14 protein-coding genes and 1 pseudogene are annotated in these 16,343 nt (G+C 66.1%); all 15 read right to left on the bottom strand.

Features of this window, described 5'->3' with window-relative positions:
- Positions 1-34: 34 nt before the first annotated feature.
- Positions 35-1,552 carry an NADH-quinone oxidoreductase subunit N gene (locus ACOGI7_RS11855; RefSeq protein WP_419848969.1) on the bottom strand — a complete coding sequence of 506 codons (1,518 nt, stop codon included), beginning with the start codon at positions 1,550-1,552 and terminating at the stop codon, positions 35-37.
- Complete coding sequence (locus ACOGI7_RS11860; protein WP_419848970.1) at positions 1,552-3,138, bottom strand: NADH-quinone oxidoreductase subunit M; 1,587 nt, start codon at positions 3,136-3,138, stop codon at positions 1,552-1,554. Before ACOGI7_RS11860 ends, ACOGI7_RS11855 begins: the two co-directional genes overlap by 1 nt.
- A complete protein-coding gene (gene nuoL / locus ACOGI7_RS11865; protein ID WP_419848971.1) occupies positions 3,138-5,096 on the bottom strand; it encodes an NADH-quinone oxidoreductase subunit L in 1,959 nt (652 codons plus the stop codon). Before nuoL ends, ACOGI7_RS11860 begins: the two co-directional genes overlap by 1 nt.
- A gap of 7 nt (positions 5,097-5,103) precedes the next feature.
- Entirely contained in the window at positions 5,104-5,406 is a 303-nt protein-coding gene (nuoK, locus tag ACOGI7_RS11870) for an NADH-quinone oxidoreductase subunit NuoK (protein ID WP_419848972.1), read from the bottom strand.
- Positions 5,406-5,966: an NADH-quinone oxidoreductase subunit J gene (locus tag ACOGI7_RS11875; RefSeq protein WP_419848973.1), complete on the bottom strand. Its 561-nt coding sequence runs from the start codon at positions 5,964-5,966 to the stop codon at positions 5,406-5,408. Before ACOGI7_RS11875 ends, nuoK begins: the two co-directional genes overlap by 1 nt.
- Positions 5,966-6,637 carry an NADH-quinone oxidoreductase subunit NuoI gene (gene nuoI / locus ACOGI7_RS11880; RefSeq protein WP_419848974.1) on the bottom strand — a complete coding sequence of 224 codons (672 nt, stop codon included), beginning with the start codon at positions 6,635-6,637 and terminating at the stop codon, positions 5,966-5,968. The genes ACOGI7_RS11875 and nuoI overlap by 1 nt, the downstream gene beginning before the upstream one ends.
- Positions 6,637-7,854: an NADH-quinone oxidoreductase subunit NuoH gene (gene nuoH / locus ACOGI7_RS11885; RefSeq protein WP_419848975.1), complete on the bottom strand. Its 1,218-nt coding sequence runs from the start codon at positions 7,852-7,854 to the stop codon at positions 6,637-6,639. The genes nuoI and nuoH overlap by 1 nt, the downstream gene beginning before the upstream one ends.
- The gene (locus ACOGI7_RS11890) at positions 7,851-10,394 is read right to left on the bottom strand and encodes a molybdopterin-dependent oxidoreductase (RefSeq protein ID WP_419848976.1); all 2,544 of its coding nucleotides are present in this window, start codon (positions 10,392-10,394) and stop codon (positions 7,851-7,853) included. The genes nuoH and ACOGI7_RS11890 overlap by 4 nt, the downstream gene beginning before the upstream one ends.
- A complete protein-coding gene (nuoF, locus tag ACOGI7_RS11895; protein ID WP_419848977.1) occupies positions 10,391-11,719 on the bottom strand; it encodes an NADH-quinone oxidoreductase subunit NuoF in 1,329 nt (442 codons plus the stop codon). Before nuoF ends, ACOGI7_RS11890 begins: the two co-directional genes overlap by 4 nt.
- Complete coding sequence (gene nuoE / locus ACOGI7_RS11900; RefSeq protein ID WP_419848978.1) at positions 11,716-12,336, bottom strand: NADH-quinone oxidoreductase subunit NuoE; 621 nt, start codon at positions 12,334-12,336, stop codon at positions 11,716-11,718. The genes nuoF and nuoE overlap by 4 nt, the downstream gene beginning before the upstream one ends.
- Positions 12,337-12,338: 2 nt before the next feature.
- Complete coding sequence (locus ACOGI7_RS11905) at positions 12,339-13,628, bottom strand: NADH-quinone oxidoreductase subunit D (protein ID WP_419848979.1); 1,290 nt, start codon at positions 13,626-13,628, stop codon at positions 12,339-12,341.
- The gene (locus ACOGI7_RS11910) at positions 13,625-14,059 is read right to left on the bottom strand and encodes an NADH-quinone oxidoreductase subunit C (RefSeq protein ID WP_419848980.1); all 435 of its coding nucleotides are present in this window, start codon (positions 14,057-14,059) and stop codon (positions 13,625-13,627) included. Before ACOGI7_RS11910 ends, ACOGI7_RS11905 begins: the two co-directional genes overlap by 4 nt.
- Positions 14,060-14,115: 56 nt before the next feature.
- Positions 14,116-14,580, bottom strand: a pseudogene (locus ACOGI7_RS11915) (NADH-quinone oxidoreductase subunit B); the annotation flags it as partial.
- 68 nt (positions 14,581-14,648) lie between these two features.
- The gene (locus tag ACOGI7_RS11920; protein ID WP_419848981.1) at positions 14,649-15,116 is read right to left on the bottom strand and encodes an NADH-quinone oxidoreductase subunit A; all 468 of its coding nucleotides are present in this window, start codon (positions 15,114-15,116) and stop codon (positions 14,649-14,651) included.
- A gap of 23 nt (positions 15,117-15,139) precedes the next feature.
- A complete protein-coding gene (locus ACOGI7_RS11925; protein ID WP_419848982.1) occupies positions 15,140-16,342 on the bottom strand; it encodes a hypothetical protein in 1,203 nt (400 codons plus the stop codon).
- Position 16,343: the final 1 nt, after the last annotated feature.

Raw genomic sequence — 16,343 nt, forward strand, 5'->3', positions numbered from 1 at the left:
ACCAGTGAGGTTCTCAGCACCAACGCTGGAAGAGTTAGTGGGCGTGAAGGGGGAGGTTTAGCCAGGCGTCGTCGGCGAGGTTGAGGAGGGGCTCGGGGTAGATGCCGAAGGCCAGGGTGAACAACACCACGATGGCGACGGCCACCGCCGGGCCGCGAGGAATGCGGAGTCGGGGAGCGTCGGGGTCGGCGGCCTCCAGGAACATGGCCACCACAATCCGCAAGTACAAGAAGGCGGCCACCACTGCGGCCAGCATGGCGATAACCGCCAACCAGAAGGAGCGGGCGTCCACCGCGGCGGTAATCACCTCGAACTTGGCCCAGAATCCCGCGGTGAACGGGATACCAGCCTGCGACAGCAACAGCACGGTGAAGGCGGTGGCCAGAAGCGGGCGGCGGGCAGCCAGGCCGCGCAGGTTGTCGATGCCGGTGCCCTCGTCGCCCGGGCTGCTCACCACGGTGATCACCGCGAAGCTGCCGATGGCCATGGCGGCGTAGGCAGCCAGGTAGAACAGCACGCTAGCCACGCCGTCATCGGTGGCAGCCTGCACGCCAACCAGGATGAACCCGGCGTGGCTGATTGAGGAGTAAGCCAGAATGCGCTTTACGTCGGTCTGGACGATGGCCAGCAGCGACCCCACCGCCAAGCTGGCGATGGCCAAGCCAAACACCACCGGCTGCCAGTCGTCGGCCACTCCCAAGAACCCGCCGAAGAACACCCGGAGCAGGGCGGCGAATCCAGCGGCCTTCACCCCGGCCGCCATATACGACACCACCGGCGACGGTGCCCCCTGGTACACGTCGGGGGTCCAAGCGTGGAATGGCACCGCGGCCACCTTGAACCCGAATCCCACCAACAGCATTCCCATCCCGGCCAGCAGCAGGCCGTTGTCGCTCAGGTTGTTGTCCCTCAGGACGTTCTCGATGCCGGCCAGGTTGAGCGACCCGGTGGCCCCGTACACCAAGGCGATGCCGTAGAGCAGGAACGCCGACGCAAAGGCGCCCAGCACAAAGTATTTGATTCCCGCTTCCTGCGACTCGGCCCGCCGCAAGTGCATGGCCACCAGCACGTACACCGCCAGCGACAGAATCTCCAGGCCCAAAAACAGCACGATGAGGTTGTTGGCCGAGGCCATGGTGATGCCACCGGCGGCCGACAGCATCAACAACACGTAGAAGGCGGGGCCGTCGAGGCTCTCCCGGTGCAAGAAGCCATCGGCCACCAACGCGGTCAGTACCACAGAGCAGGCCAGCAGCACGATGATGAACACCGAGAACTGGTCCACGCCGATCGACCCGGCGATAGTCGAGGATTCTCCCTCTTGGTCAACCCGTATCCACACCGGAATGGCAGTGGCCAGCACTGCGAGCCCGGCGGCCGCTGTCCAGGCCGATGCGAACCACCCCGGCAGCCAGCGACCGGCCACCGACACGATGGTCAACAGCACCACCGCGGCCCCCGCCATCACTATGTGGGGGATCAGAGGCAGCCACTGGATGTCGGGGATGTTCGCTTGGGCGAGCGAATTGGCTTCAGCGAGGACGGGGAGCATCAGTGGCCCTCCTCCTCGTGGCCGTGGTCAGACTTGAGCTTGCGGAGTTCCTCAAAGCTGCCTTCGGGCCGATCACCCACGGTGGGCGATTCAATTCCCTCGACTTCCTCCATGTGTTCGATCAACGCGTTGACGGAGGGCTCCATTCGCTCGATCACCGGCTTGGGATACACCCCTAAGAACACGATGAGCCCCACCAGCGGCACCATCACCAGCTTTTCCTGCCAGTTGAGGTCGGGCATTGACCGGTTGGCGTCGTCGGGGGTGCCGTGGAACACCCGCTGGTAGGCCCACAGCAGATACAGCGCGGCCAGGATGACCCCGGCGGCGGCCACCACCGCCCACCAGCGGTGGGCCACGAACGCCCCGGCCAGGATCAAGAACTCGCCCACAAAGCCGTTGAGGCCGGGCAGGCCCACCGACGACAGCATCACCACGGTGAACACCGCGGCCAGCACCGGGGCGGCCTTCTGGAGTCCGATCATCTCGGAGATCTGCCGGGTGTGGCGGCGCTCGTAGATGAACCCCACCAGCAAGAACAGCGCCCCGGTGGACAAGCCGTGGTTGACCATCTGGAGCAGCCCGCCCTCGATGCCCTCGGTGTTGATGGAGAAGATGCCCAGCACGATGAACCCGAGGTGGGCCACCGAGGAATAAGCCACCAGGCGTTTCAGGTCGCGCTGCATGGTGGCCACCACCGCGCCGTAGAGAATGCCGATCACCCCCAGGGTGAACAGCAGCGGGGCAAAGTACTGAGACGCCTCGGGAAACAGGTACAGGCCGAAGCGAACCAGCCCGTAAGTGCCCAACTTGAGGAGCACCCCGGCCAGGATCACCGACCCGGCGGTGGGGGCCTCGGTGTGGGCATCGGGCAGCCAAGTATGCACCGGGAAGAGCGGTACCTTCACGGCGAAGGCCAGCACGAACGACAGAAAGATCCAGCGAGCAGTGATAGTGGGCAGCGCCCCTGCGTCTTCGGCCAGCTCCAGCAGGTTGAATGTGACCGCCCCGCCGGTCTCTCGGGCGGTGAGCACCGCCAGGGCCAGCATCCCCACCAGCATGAGAGCCGAGCCCAGCATGGTGAACAGGAAGAACTTGGTGGCGGCATACTTGCGATTCTCGTGGCCCCACTTTCCGATGAGGAAGTACATGGGGATAAGCACGACCTCGAAGAACAAGAAGAACAGCACCAGATCCAGGGCCAGGAACACCCCCAGACAGCCAGTTTCCAGCACCAGCATCCAGATGTAGTAGGCCTTGGCGTCGTGGGGCGGGTCGCAGGCCACGATGGCGATGGGGAAGAGCAGTCCAGTGAGCACCACCAAGAACAGCGAGATGCCGTCCACCCCGACGTGCCAGGAGATGCCAGCCGAGCCGATCCACTCGGTGAGCTGGGTGAACTGGAAGTCGCCGTCGTTCTTGTCAAAGGCGGCCATCAGCCACAGGGTGAGCGCCCCGGTGGCCGCCGAGGTGGCCACCGCCACCGGCTTGAGCACCTCCGAGCGGGAGGGGGCGATCAATGCGACCGCCGCCGCGCCCACCAAGGGCAGGAAGATAATGGCGGGCAAGGCCATCGAGCCGCCCATCAGAACCCCGCCCTCGAGATGAACCAGGCCAGCAGCGCCACCGCGCCGATGGCGATGCCCAGGGCGTAGCTGCGTACCAAGCCGGATTGCGACACCCTCAGCCGGGAACCGGCCCGACGGATCAGGGTGCCGGTACCGTTGACCGCGCCGTCCACCACCTGCTCATCGAACTGGGTGGTGCGCTCGAACGCCCGGCGACCGGGGCCGCCCATGAAATCGGTGACGATCTCGTCGATGCGCCAGGCCCGGGCCAGGAAGGGGTGCTCGATGCGGGCGGGGTCGATCCGGCGGCGGATGTACACCACAGCCCCAGCCGACACCCCGCCCAGACTTCCGACAATGGCCACGAGGGCCAATATCCACTGGGTGCCCCCGCCGAACGGAAGATGGCCGTCGTTGCCGAACAGTGACGGCTTGAGCCAGTTGCCCAAGAAGTGGACATCGGAGGCGAACGGCAGGTTGATCACCCCGGCCACCATGGCCAACCCGGCCAGCACCACCAGCGGAATGGTCATGGTCCACGGCGATTCGTGGGGATGACGGTGGGGCGGGCCGGTTTCGATCGCAGATTCGACTTCCTCATCAGCCTCAGCTTCAACTTGAGTCTCAGCTTCAACCCAGCGGGGCGGGCCGAAGAAGGTCATTAGCACCAGTCGGGTCATGTAGAAGGCGGTGAGGATGGCGGTGGCCAACAGCAGCACCCACAACACTTTGTTCTCGCCGTAGGCGTAGGCCAGGATCTCGTCTTTCGACCAGAAGCCGGAGAACGGTGGTACGCCGGCGATGGCCAGCCAGCCGGCCACGAAGGTCATCGAGGTGATGGGGAGCAGCCGGGCCAGACCCCCGTAGCGGCGGATGTCCTGGTCGCCGTCCATCCCGTGGATGACTGAGCCGGCCCCCAGGAACAGCAGCGCCTTGAAGAAGGCGTGGGTGACCATGTGGAAGATGGCGGCCACGTAGGCACCTGAGCCCACGGCCACGAACATGAAGCCGAGCTGGCTGACGGTGGAGTAGGCCAGCACTTTCTTGATGTCGTTCTGGGCCACCGCGATGGTGGCGGCCATCAGCGCGGTGCCCAGGCCCACCCACATGATGAGGTCGGGCACCCAACCGTGGGCCTCGGCGATGATCGGGCTCATGCGGGTGAGCAGGTACACCCCGGCGGTGACCATGGTGGCGGCGTGGATGAGGGCCGACACCGGGGTAGGGCCGGCCATGGCGTCGGGCAGCCAGATGTGCAGCGGGAACTGGGCCGACTTGCCCGCCGCGCCCACCAACAGCAGCACCACGATGGCCGACGCGGTGCCCGCGGCCACGCCATGGGATTCGACTTCGAAGAAGATCTCCCCGTACTGGAGCGACCCGAAGGTCAAGAATGCCAGGAGCATGGCCACCAGAAAGCCCCAGTCGCCCACCCGGTTGGTGACGAACGCCTTCTTGCCAGCCGAGGCGTTGGCCTCGTCGGTGAACCAGAACGAGATCAGCAGGTAGGAGCAGGCCCCCACTCCCTCCCAACCCAGGAAGGTGAGCAGCAGGTTGTCGCCCAGCACCAGCATGAGCATGGAGAAGGCGAACAGGTTGAGGTAGATGAAGAACTTGGAGAAGCCCTCGTCTCCGTGCATGTAGCCAATGGAATACAGGTGGATGAGAGCCCCGACCCCGGTCACGAACAGGGCCATGGTCATGGACAGCGGGTCGGCCAGAAAGCCGATGTCCACCGCCAGCTTCCCGGCCGGCACCCACTCGAACAGGGTGACCACCGTCTCCCGCTCGTCGCCTTCGTGGCCCACCAGCCCGATAAACACCAGCAGCGTGGCCACAAACGATCCGCCCATCATGGCGGTGGCCAGCCAACCGGCCCGAGGCTCGCCCAGGCGGCGGCCCAGGGCCATCAACATGAGCACCCCGGCCAGCGGGAAGGCGGGGATCAGCCAGACGAGGTCAACGAGCGTGCTCATGACTGCGCTATCCCCTCAGCGCCGATAGGTCGTCGGCGGTGGCTCGGGGGCGGCGGCGGTTGATGGCCACCACGATGGCCAGGCCCACCACCACCTCGGCGGCGGCCACCACCAGCACGAAGAACACCGACACCTGCCCGCCGATGTCGTTGAGCTCCCGCCCGAAGGTGATGAAGGTGAGGTTGACGGCGTTGAGCATCAGCTCCACGCACATGAACATGATCAGCGGGTTGCGCCGCACCAATAGCCCCACCGCGCCGATGGTGAACAGCCCGGCGGCCAGGATCAGATACCAGGAGGCGGTGACCATCAGTCGTCCCCCGCGGTTTCCGGCCCCGGCGCATCATCGCTGCGGGCCATACGGCGGGACATGACCACCGCGCCCACCACCGAGATGGTGAGCAGGGCGGCGGTGGCCTCAAAGGCGTACACGTAGTCGGTGAACAAGACGTCGGCGATCTGGTGCAGGTTGGAGTATTGGTCGGTGATATCCAGCGTCAAGACCTTGGTGTGGCCCACTAGGCCGATGTCGCTGGTCACCAAGAAAGCCACGGCCAGCCCGAAGGTGCCCAGGCCAACCAAGGCGGCCAGCGCGCGCTGGCCGGTTATGGGCTCCACCGACAGGTCTTCGAGCCGGTCGACACCCAACAGCATGATCACAAACAAGAACAGCACCACGATGGCGCCGGCGTAGACGATGATCTGCACCGCGGCCAGGAAGTGGGCATCCAGGTTGAGGAACAGCACGGCTATGCCGAACAGGGTTCCCACCAGGCTCAACGCGGCGTGAACCGGGTTGCGGGCCAGCACCACGCCCAGCGCCCCGGCCAATACGATGGCCGCGCACACGATGAAGACCGCGGTCTCCATCAGTGGTGGCCTCCGTGGTCGTCGTCATGGTGCTGGCTGTGGTCCTCGGCGGCATCGTCGGCCTCATCATCTGCCGACTGGCCCCGCTCAGGTGATCGGATGCCGTACCCCAGCTCGCCCGACCAGGCCACCTTGCCCTCGTAGGCAGCTTGTCCTGAAGGCGATGTAGCCCGTACCCACGCCGAGGTGTGCTCGTCGTCGCCGGGTTGCCAGTGCTCCCAGGGAAGCTGCTGGGGCCTACCGTCGTCGGCCACCACCAGCTCGTCTTTGGTGTAGATGGCGTCGGACCGGTTGGTGAACGAGAACTCGAACAGCTTCGATTCGGTGATGGCCTCGGTGGGGCAGGCCTCCACGCACAGGTCGCAGTGGATGCACCGCAGGTAGTTGATCTCGTACACGTAGCCGAAGCGCTCGCCGGGCGACACGGGATCGTCGGGCGGGTTGTCGGCCCCCCGCACATAGATGCAGCGAGCAGGGCAGACGCCGGCGCACAGCTCGCACCCGATGCACTTCTCCATGCCGTCCTCGTAGCGGTTGAGCACATGGCGGCCGTGGAAGCGCTCGGGCTTGGGACGCTTCTCGTCGGGGTACTGGGTGGTGACCACCCGGCCCGTTTCAGTGCCCTTGAGCAGCTTGCGCAGGGTGATAGCGAATCCTTGGAGGTATCCCATCAGGCGAAACCTCCGTGAGGATCGAGTTCTCGGCGTTGGCGGGCAGCCCGCAAGGCCAGGGCCAGCAGCCCGGCCAGGGCGGCCATGATGGCCAGCATCACGATCACCGCCGCGCCCCGGTTCCAGCCCCGGTCGCCGGCCACGTCATAGGAGGCCAGCACCAGCAGCCAGCCCAGCGACAGGGGGATGAGCAGCTTCCAGCCCAAGTCCATGAGCTGGTCGTAGCGGAAGCGGGGCAGCGTGGCCCGCAGCCACACAAAGGAGAACAGGAAAAGCATCAGCTTGATGAAGAACCACAGCAGCCCCGACAGCCAGCCCACCGTGGTGAAGTCGGGGCCGTTGGGGCCGCCCAAGAACAGCGTCACCACGATGGCCGACATGGTGATGGTGTTCATGAACTCGGCCAGGTAGAACAGGGCAAACCGGATAGAGCTGTATTCGGTGTGGAAGCCGCCGACCAGTTCCTGCTCGGCCTCCACCAAGTCGAACGGGGGCCGGTTCAGCTCGGCGGTGGCCGCGATCAGAAAGATCACCATGGGCACCACCCAGGTGACCCACAGGTTCCAGTTCCACACCGACTGCTCGGCCACGATCTGGTTGGTGGACAAGCTGCCCGACTTCAACAGCACCGCAGCCAGCGACAGGCCCAGGGCGGCCTCATACGACACCATCTGGGCCGAGGCCCGCACCGATGCCAACAGCGGGTACTTGGAGCCCGACGACCAGCCGGCCAGCATGACCCCGTAGACGGCCACCGACGACATGGCCAGCACCAGCAGGATCCCCACCGGCGGATCGGACACCTGCAAGAGGGTCTCATGGCCAAACAGTGAAACCCGGCCATTGCCACCGCTGAAGTCGCCTCCCACCGGCACCACGGCGAACACCAAGAAGGCGGGCACCAGCGACAGGTAGGGGGCCAGCTTGAAGACGAACCGGTCGGACTGCTCGGGGACGAGGTCTTCTTTGAAGAACAGCTTGATGCCGTCGGCCAGCGTCTGGAAGATGCCGAACGGCCCGGCCAGGTTGGGGCCGATGCGGTTCTGCATGTCGCTGATGAGCTTGCGCTCAAACCAGATCATCAACATGACGGCCACCAACAACACGGCAAAGGCCACCCCCACCTTAAGCAGGGTGATGAGCACTTCGGCCCAGCCCACCCCGCCGATATACAAGGGGTCGAGGCCGAAAACACTCGGGCCCAAGGCAGCGGTCATCGGGTTTGGATCCTCAAATCGGTGACCACGGCATCGGGATCGACGAGGTCTCGCACGTCCAGATCGGGGTAGTTGTAGCCGAAGGCCGCGGTGCCTCGGGGGACGCCGGGATCGGCCACCACCGGCATGTCCATCTCCCCCACGCTGGAGATCACCTGCACGTCAGTGCCCACGTCGACGCCGACCCGCGAGAAGTCGTAGGGGTTCACCGCGAGGACGGCGGCGGGGGCCAACCCGGCCAGGGAGGAAGCGTGCTGGACCAGCGTGCCCCGGTCGTACATGCGCCGGGTCGCCACCAGCCGCAGGCTGTAGGCATCCACCGGGGGCACCGGGGTGGTGTCCTCGGGCGGGTTGAAGGCAATTGAGCTGTGGGCGGCCACTACCCCGTCGTCAGAGGCCTCAATGGCTTCCATAGACAGGTTCTGGTGCGACGGAGCCACTCGGGTGATCTCGTCCCACACTTCCTCGGGAGAGCCGAAACCGAAATCAGCACCGAGTTGGCGGGCCAGCTCGGCGGCGATGGCCCAGTCGGCCCGAGCAGTGCCGGGCGGGGTGACGATCTGGCGCTGGCAGGTGATCCGCCCCTCGAGGTTGGTGTGGGTGCCCCGCCGCTCGGCAAATCCGGCGGCAGGAAACACGATGTGGGCCCGAACCGTAGACGGGTTCATGAACAGATCGGAGGCGACGATGGTTCCCACCCGGCTGAGGGCTTCATCGGCCAGCGTTCGATTGGGGAAATCACCCAGTGGATCGGCGCCCAGCAGGACCAGCACGTCGATCTGGCCATCGGCGGCGGCTTGCAGGATGCCGCGGGCGTCGGCACCTGAAGTTGAGGGCACCGAGCCCCACGACTCGGCCAGCGCCGGCCCGCCGTCGTCCAAGGTGATCCGACCGGGCAGCAGGCCGGGGGCCATGCCCATGTCGAGCGCCCCCAGCACGTTGCCCCGGTGCAGCGCGGGCAAGAACGCGATGCCCGGCCGTCCGCCGGCACTCAGCAGACTGGCAAACCGAACCAGCTCGGCCGCGGCGGCAACGGTGAAGTCGGCCGACTCGGCCAGCGAGGGGCGGCCCACGATCACGGTGATCGGCTTGTCGGCCCGGTCGGCAATGGCCGTGGCGGCGGCCGCCACGTCGTCGGCAGGGGCGCCGCCGATGTCGCCTTCGGGTCCGGCCTCGATGTCTCCCCCCATCAAGGCGGCGGCCACGGCTGCGGCCTCACCGGGGCGATGGTGCAGCCGGAATGCGGCCAGATGACTCAGACCGCTGGCCCGGGGGGTCAGCTCAATGAGCTGCACGCCGTCGTTGATGATGGCGTGACGGAGCCGCAGATAGAGGGTGCCCTGCTCTTCTTTGGGATCGGGGGCCAGCAGAATGACGGTGCCACCGGGGGTGCAGGCCCGGTTGATGGTGGCCCGGGGCAGGCTGAGCACGGCGTCCGCGGGCAGGCCGTCGTCGAGCTGGGCGTCGACGTGGTCGGTGCCGATGACCCCCTTGGCCAGCCGAGCCCACGCGTACTGGTCCTCGTTGGTCAGCCGAGCCCCGCCCAACACGGCCACCGATTGGGGGCCCTTGTCGGCCACCGCTGCCTTGATGGCGTCAGCGGCCAGGTTGAGGGCTTGGCTCCAGGAGGTCTCCACCAGCTCGCTGCCACCGGGGTCGATTCGGCCCAGCGGGGTGCCCCGCACCAGGGGCGTGTGCAGCCGCAGCTCGCTGGCGGTGGCCTCAAACGCGAATCGGTCTTTGTCGGTGAGCCAGCCCCAGTTCACCGCGTCGCTGTCCACGCCCTGGTAGCGCAGTACCTGATCGCGGGAGGCCTGCACCACCACCCGGTCGCCCATCGGGTTGGGGTAGGTGGACTCCACCTCGGTGAGATCCCAGGGGCGGGCCTTGAACCGATAGGGCACCGCGGTGAGCGCACCCACCGGGCAGATCTGCACGGTGTTGCCGCTGAAGTAGGAGGAGAAGGGCAGATCGGGGAAGGTGTTCACCTGGGTTTGGTCGCCCCGGTCTTGGAAGGTGATGAGCGGGTCGCCGGCCACCTCGTCGGCGAATCGGGTGCAGCGGTCGCACAGGATGCAGCGCTCCCGATCCAGATACACCAGATCGTTGACCGGGATGGGCTTCTCGAAGTGGCGTTTCTCTTCGACGAACCGGCTCTCACCGGGACCGTAGGCCATGGTCTGGTCTTGGAGAGGGCATTCACCGCCCTTGTCGCACACCGGGCAGTCGAGGGGATGGTTCAACAGCAGAAACTCCAGCACGCCGTCTTGGGCTTTGCGGGTTTGGTCGGAGGTGGTGTCCACCACCATGCCCTCGCTCACCGCCACCATGCAGGAGGGTTGCAGGGCGGGGCCTCGCCCGGTGTCGATGTCCACGATGCACATGCGGCACATGCCCACCGAGTTCATGCGGGGGTGGTAGCAAAAGTGGGGGATGTACACCCCGGCCCGCTCGGCGGCAGCGATTACCCACTCGCCGGGTTCGGCCTCCACGGGTTGGCCGTTGACGGTGATGTTGACCACGGTCTCTTGCTCGCTCACGATGCCACCCCCGAGACGGTCACCGCGGTGGCCGGCAGATAGGCCTCGAACTCGCTGCGGAACCGCTCCAGGGCGGAGGCGATGGGCGAGACGGCCGACGGTCCCAGCGGGCAGATGGTGGTTTGGCGGGGCGGCCAATGGATGCCGGGGCTGATGTTGTCGCACACGTCCATGAGCAGGTCCAGATCCTGGGGGCGGCCTTGGCCGGCCAGGATGCGGCTGAGGATCTTCTCCAGCCAGGAGGTTCCCTCTCGGCACGGGGTGCACTTGCCGCAGGATTCCCGGGCGAAGAACCGCACCACGTTGTGGCAGGCCTTGACCACGTCGGTGGTGTCGTCCATGACCACGATGGCACCCGAGCCGAGCATGGAGCCGGCCTGATCCACCGTGGTCTTCTCCAGGGGCAGGTCGAGGTGCTCTTCGAAGAACCACGGTGCCGAGGCCCCGCCGGGGATGAACGTCTTGAGAGTACGGCCAGGGCGCATGCCGCCGGCGTAGCGGGGGTCGAAGATGATGTCCCGGAAGGTGGTGGTGCCGAAGGGCACCTCGAACACCCCGGGAGAGACCACGTGGCCCGACACCGCGAACACCCGGGTGCCGGTGGAGCTGTCAGCCCCCATGTCGGCAAAGGCCGCCCCGCCGTTGGACACGATCCACGGCAAATTGGCCAGGGTCTCCACGTTGTTGACGATGGTGGGCTTGCCGTAGAGGCCGATGGACGCCGGGAAATAGGGCGGCTTCAACCGGGGCATCCCCCGGTTGCCCTCCAGGCTTTCGATAAGGGCGGTCTCCTCTCCCACGATGTAGGCCCCCGCCCCCCAATGGAGGGTGATGTCTACCGAGAAATCCTGGGCACCGAGCACGTTGCGGCCCACGTAACCCGCCTCATAGGCCTCGTTGAGGGCGGCGGCCAACCGTTCTTGGGCATGGGCCATCTCCCCTCGCACATAGAGGAAGCACTGCGACAGGCCGAGGGCGTAGCAGGCGATCAGACAGCCCTCGATGAGCTGGTGGGGGTCGCGCTCCATGAGGAGGCGGTCTTTGTAGGTGCCGGGCTCGGACTCGTCGCCGTTTACCACCAGATAGCGGGGCCACACTCCCGGCGGGCAGAACCCCCATTTGACCCCGGCGGGAAACCCGGCGCCGCCCCGCCCCAGCAGGCTGGCGGTGCGAACCTCGCCGTGGACGTCGGCGGGGGCCATCTCCAGCGCCAGCCGCAACCCGGCATAGCCGCCGGTGCGCTCGTAGCCGGCCAGGGTGTGGCCGTCTTCGATGTCGAAGCGGGAGGTGATGATCCGCAAGTCGGAGGGGGCGGGCGCATTCATGAGCCAGCTCCGTTCTCAGAGGGGTTGCGGGCCATCCAGGCGGGCTCGCCTTGGCCGTCGGGGGGCGACACCCCGGCCCGGCGTTCGTCGCTGATGTGCTGGCGAACCTTGGCCAGTTGGCCGTGGGGAGCGACTTTGGCGGTTCCGTCGCGCAACTCCGACACCAGTTGGTCGAAGTCCTCGGAGGTGACCCGGTTGCGGTAGCGGTAGTTGACCTGGAGACAGGGCGCCTCGGTGCAGGCGGCGATGCACTCCACGGCTTCCAGGGTGATCTTGCCGTCGTCGGTGGTCCCGCCGGGCCTCACCCCCAAGGTGGCCTCGGCGTGGTGGATCAGGTCGGACGAGCCCAGTAGGTGGCAGGAGATGCCGTTGCAGATGTTGACCATGTACTCGCCCACCGGCTCCCGCTTGAGCATCTCGTAGAAGCTGCACGTGCCCATCACCTCGGCGGGAGTGACGCCCACCAGTTCGGCGATGTGGGCCATGGCGTCCTCGGTGACGTAACCGTCTTGTTCTTGGGCCACGTGCAGCAGGGGAATGAGCGCAGAGCGGGGAACCGGATACCGGGCAATGATCTCCTGGGCGATCATGAGATTGTTGGCGTTGAGGCGGGCCATGGCTAGCGGTCCACCTCCCCCATGATGGGATCGACCGAGGAGATGATGGCCACCGCGTCGGCCACCATGCCGCCTCGCATCAGGTGGGGCAGGGTTTGCAGGTTCACGAAGCTCGGGCCGCGGATGTGCATGCGATAGGGCACCGCGGAGCCGTCCGACACCATGTAGCAGCCCAGCTCGCCCCGGGGGGACTCCACCGCGGCGTACACCTCGCCGGCGGGCACCTTGAATCCCTCGGTGAAGATCTTGAAGTGATGGATCAAGGCCTCCATCGACTCGTCGATGCGGGCGCGGGGCGGCGGGGTGACCTTTTTGTCCTGCACGCGGTAGTCGCCGGAGGGCATCTGGTCGAGGATCTGGGCCAGGATGCGGATGGACTCCCTGATCTCGTTCAGCCGGATGGCGTAGCGGTCGAAGCAGTCGCCGTAGGTGCCCACCACCACGTCGAAGTCCACCTGGTCGTAGGCCAGATAGGGCATGTCGCGGCGCAGGTCCCAGGCGTATCCGGTGGAGCGGAGTATGGGCCCGGTGACCCCCAAGGCCAGGCACTCGGCGGTGTTGATGACCCCCACGCCCTGCAACCGCTCCCGGTAGATGGGCTGGCCGGTGAGCAGGGTGTCGAACTCCTTGAGCCGGGCGGGCAGGGCGTCGATCAGGGTGAGGACCTCGTCGCGCCAGCCGTCGGGCAGGTCGGCGGCCACACCGCCGGGCCGGATGTAGTTGTGGTTCATCCGCAGGCCGGTGATGGTCTCTAGCAGGCGAAGGGCCTCCTCCCGCTCCCGCCAGCCGTAGAGCATCATCGACACCGCGCCGATGTCCATGCCGTTGGTGGCCTGGAACAGCAGATGGGAGCTGATGCGGTTCAGCTCGCACATCAGCATCCTGATCCAGGTGGCCCGGGGGGGAAGCTCCAAGCCCAGCAGCGCCTCGGTGGCCATCGAGAAGGCCAGTTCGCTGAACAGCGGGGAGGCGTAGTCCATGCGGGTGACGTTGGTGGGGCCTTGGAGGTAGGTGAGGGTCTCGGCGGTCTTCTCCATGCCGGTGTGGAGGTAGCCGATGACCGGCTTGGACCGCATCACGGTCTCCCCCTCCATCTCCAGCATGAGCCGCAGCACGCCGTGGGTGCTGGGGTGCTGGGGCCCCATGTTCATGATCATGCTGGTGTCGCTGGTGCCAGCTTCGGCCTCCAGGCGCTCACCATCGTCCTCGCTGATGCGAAGCACGGCGCTGTCGTCCCGGCGTCGCACGGCCTCGTCGGTGGCCATCTCCACCGTGGTGTCTGCGGTGCTCATCTCGTCGCCTTGAACTGGACAGGTATTTGCCCGACAGAGAAGTCCTTCCGCAGCGGATGGCCTTCCCAGTCGGGGGGCATGAGGATGCGGCTAGGGTCGGGGTGGCCTTCGAAGACGATGCCGAACATGTCAGCCACTTCCCGCTCCAAGGCCTCGGTGCCGGGATACAGGTCGAACAGGGTGGGAACAGTGGGATCGTCGGCTGGCACCTGAACCCTCAGCCTGGTGCGACCCGGCGCGGTGTGGGAGATGAGGGTGACCACCAGCTCGAAGCGCTCTGGGGTCACTTCGGGGGGCAGGTCGGTGCGACCGGGGTGCTCCAGATAATCCACCGCAGTCACGTCGAGGGCCGACGCATAGCCCTCATCGCGCAAGCCGCTCACCGTCTCGATGAGCTGTTCGCGGGGCACATGCAGCACCGAGTCGCTCATGTACGAATGACCACGCCCGTCGAACTTTGGCCGTCGCGCTGGTCGACGGTGAGGTTGGCCCCCGCCCCGGTCTCGTCCCGGCGACGGGTGATCTCCCCGCTGGTGATCTTGTCGTGGAGGGTCAAGATGGCGTGCATGAGGGTTTCCGGGCCCGGTGGGCAGCCGGGGGCGTAGACATCCACCGGCACGATCTGGTCCACTCCCTGCACGATGGCGTAGTTGTTGAACATGCCGCCGCTGGAGGCGCACACCCCCATGGAGATCACCCACTTGGGCTCCATCATCTGGTCGTAAATGCGGCGCAGGATGGGGGCCATCTTCTGGGAGACCCGGCCGGCCACGATCATCAGGTCGGCTTGGCGGGGAGAGGCCCGAAACACCTCCATGCCGTAGCGGGCCAAGTCGTAGTGGGCGCCGCCGGTGGCCATCATCTCGATGGCGCAACAGGCCAAGCCGAAGGTGGCCGGCCAGCAGCTCCGGGCCCGGGACCACTTGACCAGATCCTCGAGCTTTCCGGTCACGAAGTTGTGATCGACCCCTTCGAGCCCCTGATCGATGACGGCCTTGGGATCACCCAGCAAAGGCAGCTTCATGCTGCCTCCTCCGGGGCACTTCTGCCGTCCAAACCCACTCGGCGGATGGTGGTGTCGCTGGTGCGGCGAGCCGACACCTGCGGGTCACGCCGCCAGATGGGGCGGGACGGCCCCCAATCGAGGGCGCCGTTGCCGATGAGGTAGACGAACGACTCGAACACCGCGAGGGCGAATATCCCCATGGCCACCAATCCGAACAGCCCCAGATCCCGATAGGAAACTGCCCAGGGGTACAGGAAGATGATCTCGATGTCGAAGACGATGAAGATCATGGCGATGAGGAAGAACCGGACCCCGAACCGCTCCGGGGCGTCGGTGCTCTCCTCCACCCCGCACTCGTAAGGGGCCAGCTTGGCCTTGGTCTGGCGCCGGGGAGCCAGCAGCCGGGAGGCGCCGAAGCTCAAGGCGGCGAACAGCACGGCCAAGACTCCGAGGGCGAAGATCGGCAGGTACTGGCCGGTCATCGCGGACTACCCCCCCAATACGATCATGGGGCCGCGCCCTCGCCCTCCAGGCGACGGCGGACTTCCAGGTCGCGGGTGTGAAGCATCAGCAGCGACGCCAAGAACAACAGTCCGGAGCCGATGGTCACCAGAATACCGGGCAGGCGGAACCGGCCCAGGTTGCGCCGCATAAGCACGGAGATGACGGGCTCGTCGGGGTCGACCTCAGTGGGAGACGGCGCCTGGCCGGCCACCGGCTCCTTGTAGATCGACCGCTGGACCTGCACCACCGTGTAGTTGGTGGGGTGGCGCGGCATAGCGCTGGTGATGACCTTGTTGCTGACCCGCTCCCACACCCCATTGTTGAGCCGCTTTGGCTTGCCTCCCTGCTGGTAGGCATTCAGCACCACGAAGGTGTTGCTCTGATCGTCGGTCTCGGCAAAGCCCAGATCGGCCTCGGCGAGATAATCGCTGGCCGCGGTGATGGCCTCTCCCGCGGCCTGGGTGGTCTGAAGGTTCCAGTCGCCCAGTTCCAGCCAGCCTCGACTCTGGGCATTCTCGATGAGGTCGGGAGCGACGCCCTTTAGTTCGCTCAGGGTCAGGTCTTCGTTGCGGATGCGCTGTTCTGCGGCCAAGCGCTGCACCTCGCATTCCAAATGCTCTTCCTTTACCGAGGTTCCGTTGAGGCTCTTCTCAAACTCGCACTCTGGAGACTCCCCGGAATCGACCGTCAAGAGCTTGCGGGGGTCGTCTTCAGCCAAGGGGTCGTTGAAGGCGGAGAGCTCGGTTCGGATGGCGGCCTCGTCGACGGAATCCAGCTCATCCTGTTGGGTGGTGCTGCCCAGATCGCGGACGATCTGAATGGCCTTGGGCAGGCAGTCTTGGGCACCCAAGGTGGCGCAGTTCACCGGGTTGGGCAGATCGTCGAGAATCTCGGGGGACGGGTTGCCCTCGTCCTCGGTCACCGATGGGTTGCCGATATGGATGGCCTGGACTTCCCAGGTAGGCCGGGCCCCTTGGAGGCCGATGCCGTACAGCGACCAGATGAACGCCATCATCACCGTCCACCCGAAGATGGCCGAAATGGCGATGAGCGTTCCGAGGCGGAAGCCGGTGTTGGTGGAGATGATGAGCCACACCGACCCCATGAGGATGGCCGAGCCCAATAGCACCGTGAGCAGGCCGCGGATCTCGTTGTCGAACGAGATGGCCCCCAGGGCGCTCACTGCGGAGAATACTGAGGCCATG

This window comes from Candidatus Poriferisocius sp., assembly GCF_965204145.1.
Classification (GTDB): Bacteria; Actinomycetota; Acidimicrobiia; order Acidimicrobiales; family Bin134; genus Poriferisocius.

Excerpts from the sequence above, each read along its gene's own strand:
- ACOGI7_RS11855 (WP_419848969.1), bottom strand. The coding sequence starts at position 1,552 with ATGCTCCCCGTCCTCGCTGAAGCCAATTCGCTCGCCCAAGCGAACATC.
- ACOGI7_RS11860 (WP_419848970.1), bottom strand. The coding sequence starts at position 3,138 with ATGGGCGGCTCGATGGCCTTGCCCGCCATTATCTTCCTGCCCTTGGTG.
- nuoL (WP_419848971.1), bottom strand. The coding sequence starts at position 5,096 with ATGAGCACGCTCGTTGACCTCGTCTGGCTGATCCCCGCCTTCCCGCTG.
- nuoK (WP_419848972.1), bottom strand. The coding sequence starts at position 5,406 with ATGGTCACCGCCTCCTGGTATCTGATCCTGGCCGCCGGGCTGTTCACC.
- ACOGI7_RS11875 (WP_419848973.1), bottom strand. The coding sequence starts at position 5,966 with ATGGAGACCGCGGTCTTCATCGTGTGCGCGGCCATCGTATTGGCCGGG.
- nuoI (WP_419848974.1), bottom strand. The coding sequence starts at position 6,637 with ATGGGATACCTCCAAGGATTCGCTATCACCCTGCGCAAGCTGCTCAAG.
- nuoH (WP_419848975.1), bottom strand. The coding sequence starts at position 7,854 with ATGACCGCTGCCTTGGGCCCGAGTGTTTTCGGCCTCGACCCCTTGTAT.
- nuoF (WP_419848977.1), bottom strand. The coding sequence starts at position 11,719 with ATGAATGCGCCCGCCCCCTCCGACTTGCGGATCATCACCTCCCGCTTC.
- nuoE (WP_419848978.1), bottom strand. The coding sequence starts at position 12,336 with ATGGCCCGCCTCAACGCCAACAATCTCATGATCGCCCAGGAGATCATT.
- ACOGI7_RS11905 (WP_419848979.1), bottom strand. The coding sequence starts at position 13,628 with ATGAGCACCGCAGACACCACGGTGGAGATGGCCACCGACGAGGCCGTG.
- ACOGI7_RS11910 (WP_419848980.1), bottom strand. The coding sequence starts at position 14,059 with ATGAGCGACTCGGTGCTGCATGTGCCCCGCGAACAGCTCATCGAGACG.
- ACOGI7_RS11920 (WP_419848981.1), bottom strand. The coding sequence starts at position 15,116 with ATGACCGGCCAGTACCTGCCGATCTTCGCCCTCGGAGTCTTGGCCGTG.
- ACOGI7_RS11925 (WP_419848982.1), bottom strand. The coding sequence starts at position 16,342 with ATGGCCTCAGTATTCTCCGCAGTGAGCGCCCTGGGGGCCATCTCGTTC.